The sequence below is a fragment of the Arenibacter palladensis genome, assembly GCF_900129275.1.
In the GTDB taxonomy this organism is placed as follows: domain Bacteria; phylum Bacteroidota; class Bacteroidia; order Flavobacteriales; family Flavobacteriaceae; genus Arenibacter; species Arenibacter palladensis.
Genome location: NZ_FQUX01000005.1, coordinates 100,555 through 114,423, shown reverse-complemented (window position 1 = coordinate 114,423; position 13,869 = coordinate 100,555). Strand labels below are relative to the sequence as shown.

At 40.6% G+C, this 13,869-nt stretch carries 11 protein-coding genes; 7 read left to right on the top strand and 4 right to left on the bottom strand.

Annotated elements, in window-relative coordinates; translation table 11 throughout:
- Window positions 1–115: 115 nt before the first annotated feature.
- The 7 genes from BUA60_RS14615 (at window position 116) to BUA60_RS14585 (ending at window position 10,569) form a co-directional block, all read left to right on the top strand.
- A complete protein-coding gene (locus BUA60_RS14615) occupies window positions 116–2,449 on the top strand; it encodes a helix-turn-helix domain-containing protein (RefSeq protein ID WP_072862921.1) in 2,334 nt (777 codons plus the stop codon).
- 131 nt (window positions 2,450–2,580) lie between these two features.
- Complete coding sequence (locus tag BUA60_RS14610) at window positions 2,581–3,489, top strand: leucine-rich repeat domain-containing protein (protein WP_072862919.1); 909 nt, start codon at window positions 2,581–2,583, stop codon at window positions 3,487–3,489.
- A gap of 133 nt (window positions 3,490–3,622) precedes the next feature.
- Window positions 3,623–4,066: a GNAT family N-acetyltransferase gene (locus tag BUA60_RS14605; RefSeq protein ID WP_072862917.1), complete on the top strand. Its 444-nt coding sequence runs from the start codon at window positions 3,623–3,625 to the stop codon at window positions 4,064–4,066.
- Between the two features lie 144 nt (window positions 4,067–4,210).
- On the top strand, window positions 4,211–5,185 hold the full coding sequence (locus tag BUA60_RS14600) for an NAD(P)-dependent alcohol dehydrogenase (RefSeq protein ID WP_072862915.1): 975 nt from the start codon (window positions 4,211–4,213) through the stop codon (window positions 5,183–5,185).
- A 542-nt stretch (window positions 5,186–5,727) separates the two neighbouring features.
- Entirely contained in the window at window positions 5,728–6,012 is a 285-nt protein-coding gene (locus tag BUA60_RS14595) for a hypothetical protein (RefSeq protein WP_072862913.1), read from the top strand.
- A gap of 255 nt (window positions 6,013–6,267) precedes the next feature.
- Entirely contained in the window at window positions 6,268–9,111 is a 2,844-nt protein-coding gene (locus BUA60_RS14590; protein WP_072862912.1) for a DUF1549 domain-containing protein, read from the top strand.
- 6 nt (window positions 9,112–9,117) lie between these two features.
- On the top strand, window positions 9,118–10,569 hold the full coding sequence (locus BUA60_RS14585; RefSeq protein ID WP_072862910.1) for a DUF1501 domain-containing protein: 1,452 nt from the start codon (window positions 9,118–9,120) through the stop codon (window positions 10,567–10,569).
- Window positions 10,570–10,697: 128 nt separating this feature from the next.
- Here the strand turns inward: BUA60_RS14585 and BUA60_RS23375 are convergent, their stop codons facing one another.
- From BUA60_RS23375 to BUA60_RS14570, 4 genes are all read right to left on the bottom strand, one after another.
- Window positions 10,698–10,823, bottom strand: coding sequence for a hypothetical protein (locus BUA60_RS23375; RefSeq protein WP_258364872.1), 126 nt, complete (start codon window positions 10,821–10,823; stop codon window positions 10,698–10,700).
- A gap of 152 nt (window positions 10,824–10,975) precedes the next feature.
- Entirely contained in the window at window positions 10,976–12,292 is a 1,317-nt protein-coding gene (locus BUA60_RS14580; protein WP_072862908.1) for a sugar porter family MFS transporter, read from the bottom strand.
- A gap of 60 nt (window positions 12,293–12,352) precedes the next feature.
- A complete protein-coding gene (locus BUA60_RS14575) occupies window positions 12,353–12,610 on the bottom strand; it encodes a hypothetical protein (protein WP_072862906.1) in 258 nt (85 codons plus the stop codon).
- 17 nt (window positions 12,611–12,627) lie between these two features.
- On the bottom strand, window positions 12,628–13,863 hold the full coding sequence (locus tag BUA60_RS14570) for a 3-deoxy-D-manno-octulosonic acid transferase (RefSeq protein ID WP_072863229.1): 1,236 nt from the start codon (window positions 13,861–13,863) through the stop codon (window positions 12,628–12,630).
- Window positions 13,864–13,869: the final 6 nt, after the last annotated feature.

The following is a 13,869-nucleotide window of genomic DNA, read 5'->3' as shown; positions in this document are numbered from 1 at the left end:
CCATCGTAAAGTTAATGTCTTTTTTGAAATTGTCCCTTAAAATGGTTTATTGCAAATTATTGTACTTTTGAAATGAGTTCTCTTTTTATGCAATAAAATCTAAGACCAAAAATTAATGTCGAGCAATAAAAACCGCCGTATTGCAGTCATAATGTTTACCGATATTGTTGGCTACACCGCCCTGATGCAGAGGAATGAAAATGCCGCAGCGGAAATGCGGGCCCAACATAGACAGGAGTTCGAAAAAAATCATAAACTTCATAATGGGGAAATCCTGCAATATTATGGAGATGGAACCCTAAGTGTTTTTTCCAGTGGGTTGGAGGCAGTGGAATGCGCCATTGACATACAAAAAGCCTTGCAAAAGGAGAACGCCGTGCCGCTTCGCATTGGGTTACATTTAGGGGATATCGTATTTGATGGTACGGAAGTATATGGGGACGGAGTAAATTTGGCTTCCCGTATAGAGAGTCTGGGAATTGCAGGTTCAATTTTGCTATCAGGGAAACTAAACGATGAGCTTAAGAATCATCCACATATTCCCACCTTGTCCTTGGGCCATTTTAGTCTTAAGAATATTGCTAAACCGGTTGAAGTATTTGCGGTAAAGAATGAAGGTATAAAGGTGCCCAGTCGTTCCGATCTTCTGAACGTTCCAGTAAATGAGCCCAAGTCTATTGCTGTTCTCCCCTTTGTAAATATGAGTTCCAGTAAGGACAATGAGTATTTTAGTGACGGAATGACAGAGGAAATCATAAACGCCCTTGCCAAAATCAAGGGACTAAAGGTGACTTCTAGAACCTCTTCCTTTCACTTTAAAAATGTTAATCTTCCCATAGCCCAGATAGGTAAGGAACTTAATGTGTCTACTATCTTGGAAGGCAGCGTACGATTGTCCAAGAATAAAATGCGCATAACTGCACAGCTCATCGATGTTAAGGATGATTTTCATTTTTGGTCGGAGACTTTTGATAGGTCCTTGGAAGATGTTTTTGCCGTTCAAGATGAAATTAGCCTGCTCATTGCTGAAAGGTTACGGGAACATATTGGTCATTTTGAAATTGAAGGCCAATTGGTCCAAGACCCAGAAGTACCAGTGGATATCTACCAACGTTATTTAAAAAGTAGGTATCATATTTTAAAGATGGGCAAGTCCGATATTGAAACGGGGATTTCAATTTTGGAAGAAATTATAAAGGATTGGCCACATTTTGCATTGGCCCATTTGGGGATGCATCTGGCCTACACCCTATTGGGTACCATTGGTTTGGTGCCATTACAAGAGGCCTTTGCAAAGGGACAGCCTTTTTTGGACAAGGCCATTGAATTGGATGAAAATTTGCCAGAATGTCAATTGCACCTTTCCTATGCCTCCTTGATTCAAAAATGGGATCTTCCAGGAACCTATCGGCATTTGAATAGGGTGTATGAAGCTGGACCAATTGTGGATTATTACCCCAGTATGGCATCCACTTTGGTAGCCGAAGGAAAATTTGGTGCGGCACGGACCTATATTGAAACCGCCCTACAGCTTGATCCTTTTTCCTCGGTAAATTATCATCTCAAAGGATTTATTGATTACTGCGAAGAAAAATATGACAACGCCATTTCTAGTTTTGAAAAGGCGGTTGAGCTCAAATCAGATTTTAAAACCTCTACCTTATATTGGGGACAATCACTGTTATTGTTGGGGAAAGGTAAGGAAGGATTGGCCTTTTTTGAGAAATTACCGCAGAATGAAACAGAAGATGTCATGAGACTTGGAGGAACGACGATGGCACATGCAGTATTAGGTAATAAGGATCAAGCCGAAAAAGGAATTGCTAAGTTGGAAGCTTCCCTGGCAACCGATCTTATGGGGAGGGCCTTAAACTTGCTTATTATGTGCAATGCGTTGTTGGGAAAGATACCGGAAACCATTAGCTTAATAGAACAAGGTATTGCCCACAGATTGCCAATGATGATTTATATTTTTGTGGATCCAATACTCAAGCCATTGTACGGAATGCCTCGTTTTAAAGAACTTAGGAAGGAAGTTTTGGGTGAAGACAGTAAATTTTCGACCAAGAAACGGAAGTATCAGAAATCCTTGTTCAATAAAACACAACTCAAGGAATATGAGAAAAACTTGGATCGGTTAATGTTGGAAGAGGAGCCCTACTTGGACCCCAATCTTACACTTCCGATTTTGGCGGAAATGATGGAAATTCCTTCCAATCATTTATCGCAGCTGCTAAATGAGGGATATGGGAAAAATTTTGCCGACTATGTGAACACCTACCGTCTGGAGGCCTTTAAGGCCAAAGTAGCGGACCCCTCCCAAAGACACCTCACCATCTTGGCGTTGGCATATGATAGCGGCTTTAACTCCAAGACCGTCTTTAATACCTATTTCAAAAAGATAATGGGTACAACCCCCAGTGCTTATTGGAAAAAAATAGTGGCTTAATAGGTTCCGATTTGTAATCTAGAACGACCAGTCCTGCCATTTTATACATCTTTGCCTCAAATAAAACCATTCTAATTTAAAAATTATATAGGTTTTATAACACCTTATAATTCATCTAATTTTACTTAAAAATGTATAAAGATTTTTTCGTTGGGACCGCAATTCAGATAGCAATTATCATTACCATCTTAATTACCTCATGCTCCCGTAATGATTCAGACTCCTATGAAAATCAATACCTGGAGATTCCAGATTCTAGTTTTGAAGCTGTTTTAATAGAGGAGGGTATAGATTCGGACGGAGCCCTAAATCAAAGGATGTTGAGAAAAGATGCTTCGGAAGTAAGTGTTCTGGATTTAAATTTTTCAAATAAGGGTGTAATTAGTGATTTGACCGGAATTGAGGGTTTTGTTGGACTAAGGAAGCTATCCGTAATGCAACATGAACTAGTGAGTATCGACTTAAGTTCCAATACTTTATTGGATACCTTATACCTTGCCGGCAACTATATTTCCAGCATTGACGTAAGTAACAATCCCAATTTAATTTTGTTGGATGTGCAGTCTAACCAACTTAGTGCCATTAACGGACTTTCCAAAGCGGCTCACTTAAAAGAATTAAATCTATCCTTTAACGAATTGGAAGAATTTAGCATTGAAAATGAAACTCTTGAAATATTGAAAATAAGCAACAACTTATTACATTCCTTCGATGTCAAAAGATCTATAAATCTGAAAAATATATTGCTCACAACGAATGAGCTAACTTCTGTAGATTTTAGCAAAAATGTAAAATTGGAAACCTTATTGATTTCTGACAATAAAATTCAGAATATTGATCTTGAACATAATGCCAGTTTAACACACCTTTATATTTCAAGCAATTCGCTTACGGATCTGAATGTGGGCGGTAATCAGGAATTAATTGATTTAAAGGTAGATAGAAATCCTAATTTAAATTGTATTAAAATTGAAAGTGGACAGAACATACCTAATGTTTCAATATCCGAATACCAAGAATTAAATACTTCCTGTGAATAACCAATAATCCCATAACTCAAAAAAGGTTTTATATGTCCTTCAATAGAATACGGCAATTGGACCTTCATTTTAAATCTTATCCTGTACATAGCCTAGAAATACTATTTTTAGGGTCTCTTGAAGATTAATACTTATGACATATCAAATAGATACGATTTCCCAAGCAGAATATCCCATAGTGGTTGAGGTTTGGGAGGCCTCCGTAAGAGCCACACACCAATTTTTAAGGGAAGAGGACATTGCCTATTTTAAGCCGTTGATATTGAACGAGTATTTAAAGGCTGTACAATTAAGGTGTGTTAGGAATGAGGTGAAGGAAATAATCGGTTTTATGGGAGTCGAAGGTGGGCATCTGGAAATGCTATTTGTACATCCGGCTTACCGGGGAATGGGAATAGGCAAAAGTTTATTGACTTACTCCATACAAGAATTGAATGTAAATAAGGTGGATGTAAATGAACAGAACGAACAAGCTGTTGAATTTTATAAATATTTTGGATTTAAAATAGTACGTCGGTCGGAATTGGATGCCACAGGAAACCCCTATCCTATTTTACATATGGAATTAAGGAATTAAGAGTTTCGTTATTTGTTCCATAGAAGAAAAATGCTACACTACTTACAGCTGCAAATATAGTCCTAATGTTTTGTTCCGATTCCTAAATCGGAACGATTGGCCACGGGGTATCCGATACATTTGTCAAAATAAAATATAGAAAAAATGAAAGCGATCATAACCACAAAGTATGGTTCACCCAAGGTTTTGCAACTTCAGGAAATTCCAAAACCCATACCCAAAGAAAATGAGATTTTGGTAAAGGTAAAAGCTGCCAGTGTAACCACGGCAGATACCATGATGCGTAGAGGGAAACCGTGGTACGGTAGAATTTTTATAGGTTTAACAAAACCCAATTATCCTATAACCGGTACTGGTTTTTCAGGAACGATCGAAGCCGTAGGTGACCGAGTTAAACGTTTCCAACTTGGGGATGAAGTTTTTGGGGAGTCGGTTTTAGGTGCAGGCTCCAATGCGGAATATCTATGTATTTCGGAAGAAGGCTTAGTGGAAGTTAAGCCTGAAAATGTAGCTCATGAAGTACTTGCAAGTATGTGTGACGGGCCTTTGACCTCTTGGAATTACTTAAAGGAAATGGCCAATGTAAAAAGCGGACAGAAAGTACTTGTAAATGGGGCTTCGGGAAGTCTGGGTACCGCTGCGGTGCAATTGGCCAAATATATGGGTGCCGAGGTTACCGCTGTTTGCAGCATTGGTAATTTTGATTTGGTAAGATCGCTCGGAGCGGATCATGTTATAGATTATACAAGGGTAGACTTTACCAAAACCGGTGACAGTTACGATGTTATTTTTGATACTGTGGGCAAGAGCCCGTTCGCGGAAAGTAAAAAAGTACTCAGTAAAAATGGCATCTATCTTTCACCTGTACTAAGTATGCCATTGCTATTTCAAATGCTTTGGACCTCTAGATTTGGCAGCAAAAAGGCAATGTTTTCGGCTACAGGTCTTTTAGCTGTTCCAAAACTTAGCACCATGTTGAATGAGCTCACAAATCTACTGGTATTGGGAAAACTAAAAATGGTCGTAGATAAACGCTACTCCCTATATGAGGTTGGTAAAGCCCACAGTTATGTGGATACTGGCCGAAAAAAAGGCAATGTGGTAGTCATCTTGGATTAAATTCTGGTGATAGTATTCTTTACAAATGTAGGAGTCAAAAATTTGAGGTCTACATGTAAGTAGCTGACCAAGAATTTTCTTTTGGCCCATAAAAATATACCCCATCATTTTGGGGCCCTGATATGGGGAAATCTACATTTTATCCAAGGTTTGTTAGCGTTGAACGTTGATATTTTGAATCACGCGTGTTTCATGCTAACTTTAGAATTGAAATTGCGTCTTACATACGCGGTTGAAATTTAAACCTAGGAGTAACCCAATCAAATTTAATTACCTCGCCTGTGTTATGGTGATGACTGTGGAAAACAATAAAATGAAGGAATGAAAAAGAAATTCAATTTTATAGACCTGGTACTGACATTTAGTGGTGCCTTTGCGGTTATTGTATTGTTATTGGTAGTTTCCAAGTTTGTATAGTAGCGCTCAGCAATAAGGTCATAGGAAGTTTCTTGAAATTAACGGTCCAAGGATACCATTTTTTACGTAAATATTATGTGGTGTCTAAATGGAACCTTTTATTGTTTTAATCTAAATTCGGAATAATGTCTAAAACATCCGCCCGTTGGTTATTGGTATTGGGACTTGTCATCGTTGGCTTTGTGGTCGGTATTTACTTGCAGGATTTAAAACATCAGGAAAGTACCAAGGCAGCCTGGAAGGCCAACCGGTTCAATGTGGCCAGGTTTAACAAGATAATGCGGTATGCCGGGGATATGAACGACCAAAATTGGGCTTCTATGAGGGACAGTATTGGTAGTCAGTTGGATAGCTTAATGATATTGAGGTTTAGAAAAGAAGTGGACAGCATTAAAAAAGCAAAAAAATAATATTCTCGGCCTAAATATATCTTGGTTGATTTTCACTGAGATCATTCAGACAGAATACTGCCGTAGGCAAAGATATGAAAAAGCAACCCTTGTGGGTTGCTTTTCTTGTATATAACAGCACCATTTGGTATTGTATTTTTAAATTGAATAGTTAACTTAGAGGAAAATAAATGTAATTGAAATAAAATTATGTGGAGTCTTGTAATCCTCACATTTATTATACTATTGGCGAAATAAAAATATTAAATTGCTACTATGGATATTAATTCTTGGGACTGGATATTTCAGTTGTTGGGGCGCTTACACCCTTTGGTGGTGCATTTTCCCATCGGCTTGTTGGTAGTTGCCTTATTTTTGGAGTTTTTGACCTTGGGCGGTAAAAGACAAGGCCTTAGGGAGGGAATCAATTGGATGGTCTTTTTGGGAGCTGCTTTTGCTGTGCTGGCCGCGGTCTTGGGTTGGTTACTTCGTACCCATGACGATTATGAAGGGGATTTGGTCATGTTTCATCAGAATGTTGGTATTGCCACAGCTGTTTTGGCCATTGTAACCGGGTTTTTGCTGCGCACTACTCTGAAAGGAAGACTTTCCACTTATTTGTATTATCGATTTGGACTATTTGCAACAGTATTGGTTTTGGTAGTGGCAGGTCATTTGGGAGCAAATCTAACCCATGGGGAAGATTATTTAACCAGCGTCTTGCCCCATAATCAAGATGCTTATGATAATGAAAGGACAAAGGTGCTATTGGCAGAATTAAAGGGTTTGGATTCTTTGTCCGAAACGCAGCAAGAAGATTTAAATTTGGGAGTCAGGGCAATTTTGGCACATAATTGTTATCAATGCCACAGTGAAAATAAGCAAAAGGGAGATTTGGTGCTGGATAATAAACGTGGAGTGTACCAAGGCGGGAAGTCAGGTCCCATTATTGTAGAAGGCAGGCCGGAGGAAAGTGAGATGTTTATTAGGGTAAGCCTCCCGCCCGATCATGATGATGTAATGCCAAAGAAGGGGAAAGTTTTGAAGGATAGTGAAATAAAATTGATTGAACTGTGGATAAAAAATGGGGCAAAATGGTCTGATGGGGCATTGAAGATTTTTCCTGAGGCCGAGTTGGCCCTCTCCCAGCCAGAATTGCCCAAGGGTAGTTTGGAGAACCATCCCATAGACAAAATAATGGATTCCTATTTTAAGGAAAAAAAGATAAAATGGCCAGAGTTGGTGGACGATAGGACTTTTATAAGACGTGCCTACTTGGATATTCTAGGCCTGCTTCCGGAACCGTTGAAAATAGATCAATTTGTGAGCAATGGGGATAAGGGGAAGAGAGCTAATCTCATTGATGAATTGTTGGCCGATAAACACAATTATACCCAACATTGGTTGAGTTTTTGGAACGATATACTCAGGAACGATTACAGTGGTCCAGGGTTTATAACGGGAGGACGCAAGCAGATTACAGATTGGTTGTATAAGTCGCTGATGGAAAATAAGCCATATAATGTTATGGTCAAGGAACTAATTAATCCAACCGAGGCATCGGAAGGATTCATTAAAGGGATCAAATGGAGGGGCTTGGTCAATGCCAGTCAACGTACAGAAATGCAGGCTGCCCAAAATATTGGTCAGTCATTGATGGGGGTAAATGTAAAATGTGCCTCCTGTCACAACAGTTTTGTCAGCAATCTTACGCTGGAACAATCCTATGGGTTTGCCTCTATTTTTGCAGATTCCATAATGGAGCTGAATAGATGCGATATGCCCATTGGGAAAATGGCCGAGGTAAATTTCCTTTATCCTGAATTGGGCTCGGTAGAGGCCGAGAACGTAAAGGAAAGGTTGCTTTTGCTTTCAGAGGTTATGGTAAAACCAGAGAACGGTAGACTGTATCGAACCATTTCCAATAGGTTTTGGAAACGTTTTATGGGAAGGGGAATCGTGGAACCTGTAGACGAAATGGACAATGAGCCATGGAATGCCGATCTGTTGGATTGGTTGGCTGCCGATTTTGTAAATTCTGGGTATGATATAAAAGGCCTCATGAAAATGATCATGACCTCAAAATCTTATCAACTGGAAACGACCAGAATGGAAAATCAGGAAGATTTGCAAAAGGGATATGTGTTTAAGGGGCCAATCCTTAGAAGACTAAGTGCAGAGCAGTTCTCCGATGCCGTTAGCCAAGTAGTGGCGCCCATGTATTATGCGGCTGCTTATGACCCCAAGAATGAAGGTCTGCCGTTCAATAGAATCTGGCACAGGGAAATTAAATTTGACCGCGATGTATTGCCCGAACCAGGCAAGCGGTATTTTAGGAAGAGCTTCAATTTGGATGATAATAAAATATTGGCGGCAAAAGCATTGATTTCCGTGGATCATTCCTACACGCTATATCTAAATGGCAAAAAAATCTCCGAAGGTTCGGATTGGAGAAAAGTAGATCGATTGGAGGTAACCGACGAGCTAGTAAAAGGTGAAAATATAGTGGCCATTGAAGGCAATAACGAGGGTACCATTGCCAATCCCGCGGGAATCCTTTTCGCCATGAAAATCCAATATGATGATGGGACGGAATTGTTGGTCACTTCCAATGATAAATGGAAAAGTACGGATCAACAACCAGAGAAGGGATGGGTAACCGCCAAATTTGATGATGGCAGCTGGCAAGGGGCACGTAATTATGGTTCCAGCAACTGGGACAAATTGGTGAATTTTACCTTTGATAATCCTGAAAGGGAATTTGCCAGGGCCAGTCTTGTGAAACAACATCCTTTTATGAAGGTTATGGGAAGGCCTACTAGGGAAAATGTGGCTACCACAAGGGACGAACAGGCTACTTTGTTGCAGGCACTGGAATTGACCAACGGGGAGTATTTTAATGGTGTGCTCAAGGAAGGGGCGGAGGAATGGCTAAAGAAGTACGGGGATCGCAATGAAGAAATAGTACTTAATTTATATCAAAAGACCTTGGGCAGAAACCCTACCGATAAGGAAAGGGGAATAATGTTGAGCGCCTTGCAAACGGATGAGAAAGAAGAGGCCTTGCAGGACCTTTTTTGGTCCATGTTCATTTCGCCTGAATTTCAATTTATATACTAAGTAACAATGGAAAAGGATCTACATATCAATGCACGTAGGGATTTTATGAAAAAGATGGCAGCGGCCAGTCTGTCTGCAGCCTCGACAAGTATTCCCATTGCCAGTTTTTTAAGTTCCTGTAAATCTGCGCCGGTAATAACCTCTAAAGCGGATACTGTTATATTACTTTGGATGGCAGGGGGAATGGCGCATACGGAAACATTTGACCCCAAGGCATTTGTACCTTATTCCAAGGGGGTGGAAAGCAAAAGGGTTTTAAGCACCTTTCCCAAGGTGCCCACAATTGTTGATGGCCTCCATTTTTCGCAGGGATTGGAATCTATTGGAAATGTAATGGATAAAGGGGCCATAATCCGTTCCTATAAATCTGCCGATCTTGGTCATATCCTACACACGAGGCATCAGTATCATTGGCATACCTGTTATGAACCGCCACAATCGGTACAAGCTCCGCACATAGGTGCATGGATAGCCAAGGAACTAGGTCCGGCCAACCCCGTTATACCTCCATTTATTGCCATGGGCCAGCGATTTACCGTTGGCGAGGCCGAAGAATTGAAGGCCTTTCATTCCGCTGGATTTCTGGGAAGTGAATTTGGCCCCTTCCTGATACCGGATCCTTCCACTGGTTTGGATAGTGTAAGGCCGCCACAAGGGATGTCGCTAAAAAGATTTGAAGCGCGTTATAAACTTTATAAGGAGTTGGCCAATAAGAGCAAGATTATGGAAGGGGGTAGTGATTATCAAAGGGAATCCTTGATGCGCTCTATGGAGCAATCCTATCGGTTGTTAAATTCTCCCGAAGCCAAGGTGTTCGATTTGAGCCAAGAACCTAAAGAAGTATATGATAATTACAATACGGGCAGGTTTGGCCTAGGATGTCTATTGGCAAAAAGATTGGCTATGAATGGGGGTAGGTTTATAAGTGTTTCTACCGAATATGAACCTTTCCTTGGCTGGGATACCCATGAAAATGGCCATACCCGTGCCGCGAAAATGAAAGAGCTTATAGATAGGCCTGTTGCCCAACTTATTAAAGATCTGGACGAGTCCGGACATTTGGATAGAACGTTGATTATACTGGCCAGTGAATTTAGCAGGGACGCTATAATGGAAGGTCGCCCCGGAGTACCGGTACAGGACCAGGTTGATCAACCTGATATTATAGAGGATGAAAAATTCTATGGTATGCATAGACATTTTACGGATGGCAGCTCCATTCTCATGTGGGGCGGAGGTATTAAAAAAGGTTTGGTATACGGTAAGACGGCCGATGAGAGGCCATGTTCTTCCATTGAGAATCCGGTAGTGATAGACCAGGTGCATCAATCCATTTATCACGCCTTGGGCATGGATCCTGAAACCAATTATACTATAGAGGGGAGGCCCTTTTATACTACACCCGATGGACAGGGGAAACCTATATTGGACTTGTTCGGGGAGCCAATAGTCACCTAGGTGAAAATCGACCCAAATCCCAAGGAATATTAAAATATTAAAGTGTACAGAAATAAAAAAAACGGGCAACCCCAATTATGGGGTAAAACGGTTTTGGGGCTGGATGTTGGAGCAAATTTTGTGTCCTATTAAAAGAAACCAAAAGCTGCTAAAATCAAACAGACGACCACTGCCAATAGAATGGCCACCAATACTACGACCATAAGGCTAAGGAATCCATTGAGCACCCTTGTGCCAAAAGTAACATCTTCCATGATATTTAGATTTTAAAACAATTTAATGAATTATCCTCAAATTATCATGTGTTTTGAAGTCAAATCCGTTAAATGACCATCAATTAGTATACTATTCCGTTGTACTGTTGATATTTTCGATAAAATGCTGAAAATCAACTAGTGGTATTTTCTTACTTACTCAATTTTTTGCTAAGTTCTTCCAATGTAATTCCTTTGGTCTCCGGCATCATGAAAATTACAAATACCAATTGCAAAACCATCATAAAAGCGAAGAACCCAAAAACGGGCCCCGGACCTACCCAGGCAAAAAGTGCAGGGATGGAGGAGGGAATAAGCCAGGCCAATACCCAATGTACGGAACTGCCAAAGGCCTGACCAGAACCTCTTAGATGATTTGGAAATACCTCGGAGATAAAAACCCAGATTACGGCCCCTTGGCCAATAGCATGGGAGGCTATAAACAGGAAGAGGAAAATGGGGACTGCCATACCTTCCCAATTTAGTATAAATGCTGCGGCTACGAGAGATAAGGAAATAATATAGCCAACGGAGCCAAAATACATTAATTGTTTACGACCAAGACGGTCTATAAGAAATATGCCCAAAAAAGTGAAGATAAAGTTGGTGATGCCTATCCCTATACTACTGAGCAGCGCTGTGCTTTCACCCAATCCGGCTGCTTCAAAAATTCTGGGGGCGTAATATAAAAAGGCATTTATCCCTGAAAATTGATTAAAAAAAGCAATTAGAAAGGCAAGGGTCAATGGAAAGCGATATTTTTTCATGAAGATATTCTCTGAGGCCGCCCCAACTTCCTCTCCATAGGCGATTTCCGCCTCCAATTCTTCCACGGATAGGTCCGGATTTATGGAGTTGAGTATTTTTTTGGCTTCCTCGGTCCTGTTTTTGGTCAATAGCCATCTTGGACTTTTTGGTACCGTAAGAACAAATAAGGTATATATTATTGCAGGAAAAGCTTCAACGCCAACCATCCATCGCCAATCGTTTTCACCTATGTTGCTCAGGGCGTAATTGGACATAAACGCCACCAGGATACCAAAAACCAGCATAAATTGGTAGAGTCCAACCAGTCGTCCACGGTCTTTGGCCGGGGCAATTTCGGAAATATAGGAAGGGGCTGCCACCGTTGAGGCACCAACTCCCAAACCACCAATAAACCGGAATATTCCGAAGGTAACCGGGTCATTGGCAAAGGCAGATCCTATGGCTGAGATAGAATATAGTACCCCAATCCAAATTAAGGTGTTCTTTCTGCCAATTTTGTTGGTGGGTATACCCCCCAATATAGCTCCAATGACAGTGCCGAACAAAGCCATGCCAATTACAACGGTTCCATGAAAAGCTTCGGAGGAGTTCCATAAAAGTTGTAATTTTTTCTCGGCACCTGAAATAACTACAGTGTCGAAGCCAAATAAAAAACCTGCCAAGGCGGCAATAAGGGAAATGCGTAGAATTTTGGAATTCATAATTTGGTTTGTTGATTTTTGTAAAGCTAACAAAAAAAGCAAACCAAATGAACGGTATATTTAAGTTAGGGCTATTTTTGGGGTAAGGGTATCCCTTGCTTTCGGCTTTTGCCCATTTTTGGATTTGTTAGGGATGTTACCCTTTTTAGGTATAACTTTTTCAGGTTCCGTTTTCTTGATGTCCTCCTTATTAGGTGATGGAACGGCTTTTTCAGGAGGGGTGGTGCCTTGCTGCTCGCCAAGGGGTTCCCTGCAAGAGAAACAGAATAGGATAAAAGTGGTCAGGGCAACCAAGTATAAAATTCGGGAATTTTGCATAGTCGTAACATAGGTGTTCAAATTAATGTACGTATATATGCCATGATTTGGATGCTTGCTCCTTTATTTTCAGATACATAAGTGCTGTTGATGTCCCCGGTCCTTTTAAGGTATGCCTCGTCTTTTGTCAGGTCGTTGACCAAGGTGAAGAATTCCTTTGGCGATTTAACAACCAATACTCCGCCTTTTTTTACCAAATCCTCAGCTTCTTTAAATCCTTTGAAGTTTGGGCCAATAATTACGGGAATACCATATACCGCAGGTTCCAAAGTATTGTGCAATCCTGTGGCAAAACCGCCCCCAACATAGGAAATGTCTGCGTAACTATAAATTTTGGTCAATAGGCCAATGGTGTCTATAATTAGTACTTCGCAGTTGGATAAATCCTTGTTCTCCAATTCCGAATAAAGTATTGTTTTTTTTGTGATGGAAGACTTAAGTTTGTTGATGTGCTCCGGTTTAATGTTGTGCGGGGCAAGAACAAATTTTAAGGAGGATTCGCCTGTGTTTATATAGGGCACCAATACCTCCTCGTCATCGGGCCAAGTACTGCCGGCCACCAATACTTGTCTGCCATTTTTAAAATTTTCCATAAAGGCCAGGCTGTTGTCCCTTTCTAGAATTTCAATAACCCTGTCAAATCTGGTGTCCCCACTGATATCTGTATTTTCAATGCCAATGCCGCTCAATAATGCAATGGATTTGGCATCCTGAACAAAAATATGGGTAAAATGGCGGAGGGTCTTTCGCATAAATCCTCCATAGCCTTTAAAGTATATCTGACTTTCCTTGAAAAGGGCGGAGATCAAAAGGGTAGGGGTGCTTCTTTGGGATAGTGCTCTTAAATAATTGGGCCAAATTTCGTACTTGACAAAAATGACCAACTTGGGATTGACAAGGTCCAGAAATTTTTTAGCGTTTTTTTTGGTGTCCATTGGAAGGTAGGTAACCAAATCGGCAGCGGAAGTATTTTTTTTGACCTCATAGCCCGAAGGGGAAAAAAAAGTCACCAATATTCGATGCTCGGGATAATTTTTTTTTAATTGCTCTATTATGGGAAGGCCTTGTTCAAATTCGCCCAAGGAGGCCGTGTGCACACAGATTATTGAATCTCCGGGCGAAATATTTTGCTGTAAATAGGGTATTGCCGCCTTCCGTCCCTCTACGAAAAGTTTAATTTTTGGATGGAACAATGCAATCAATTTCAGTAAAAGAGCGGATAATTGTACCGCAAAATTATATATGGCAAACACAGAATC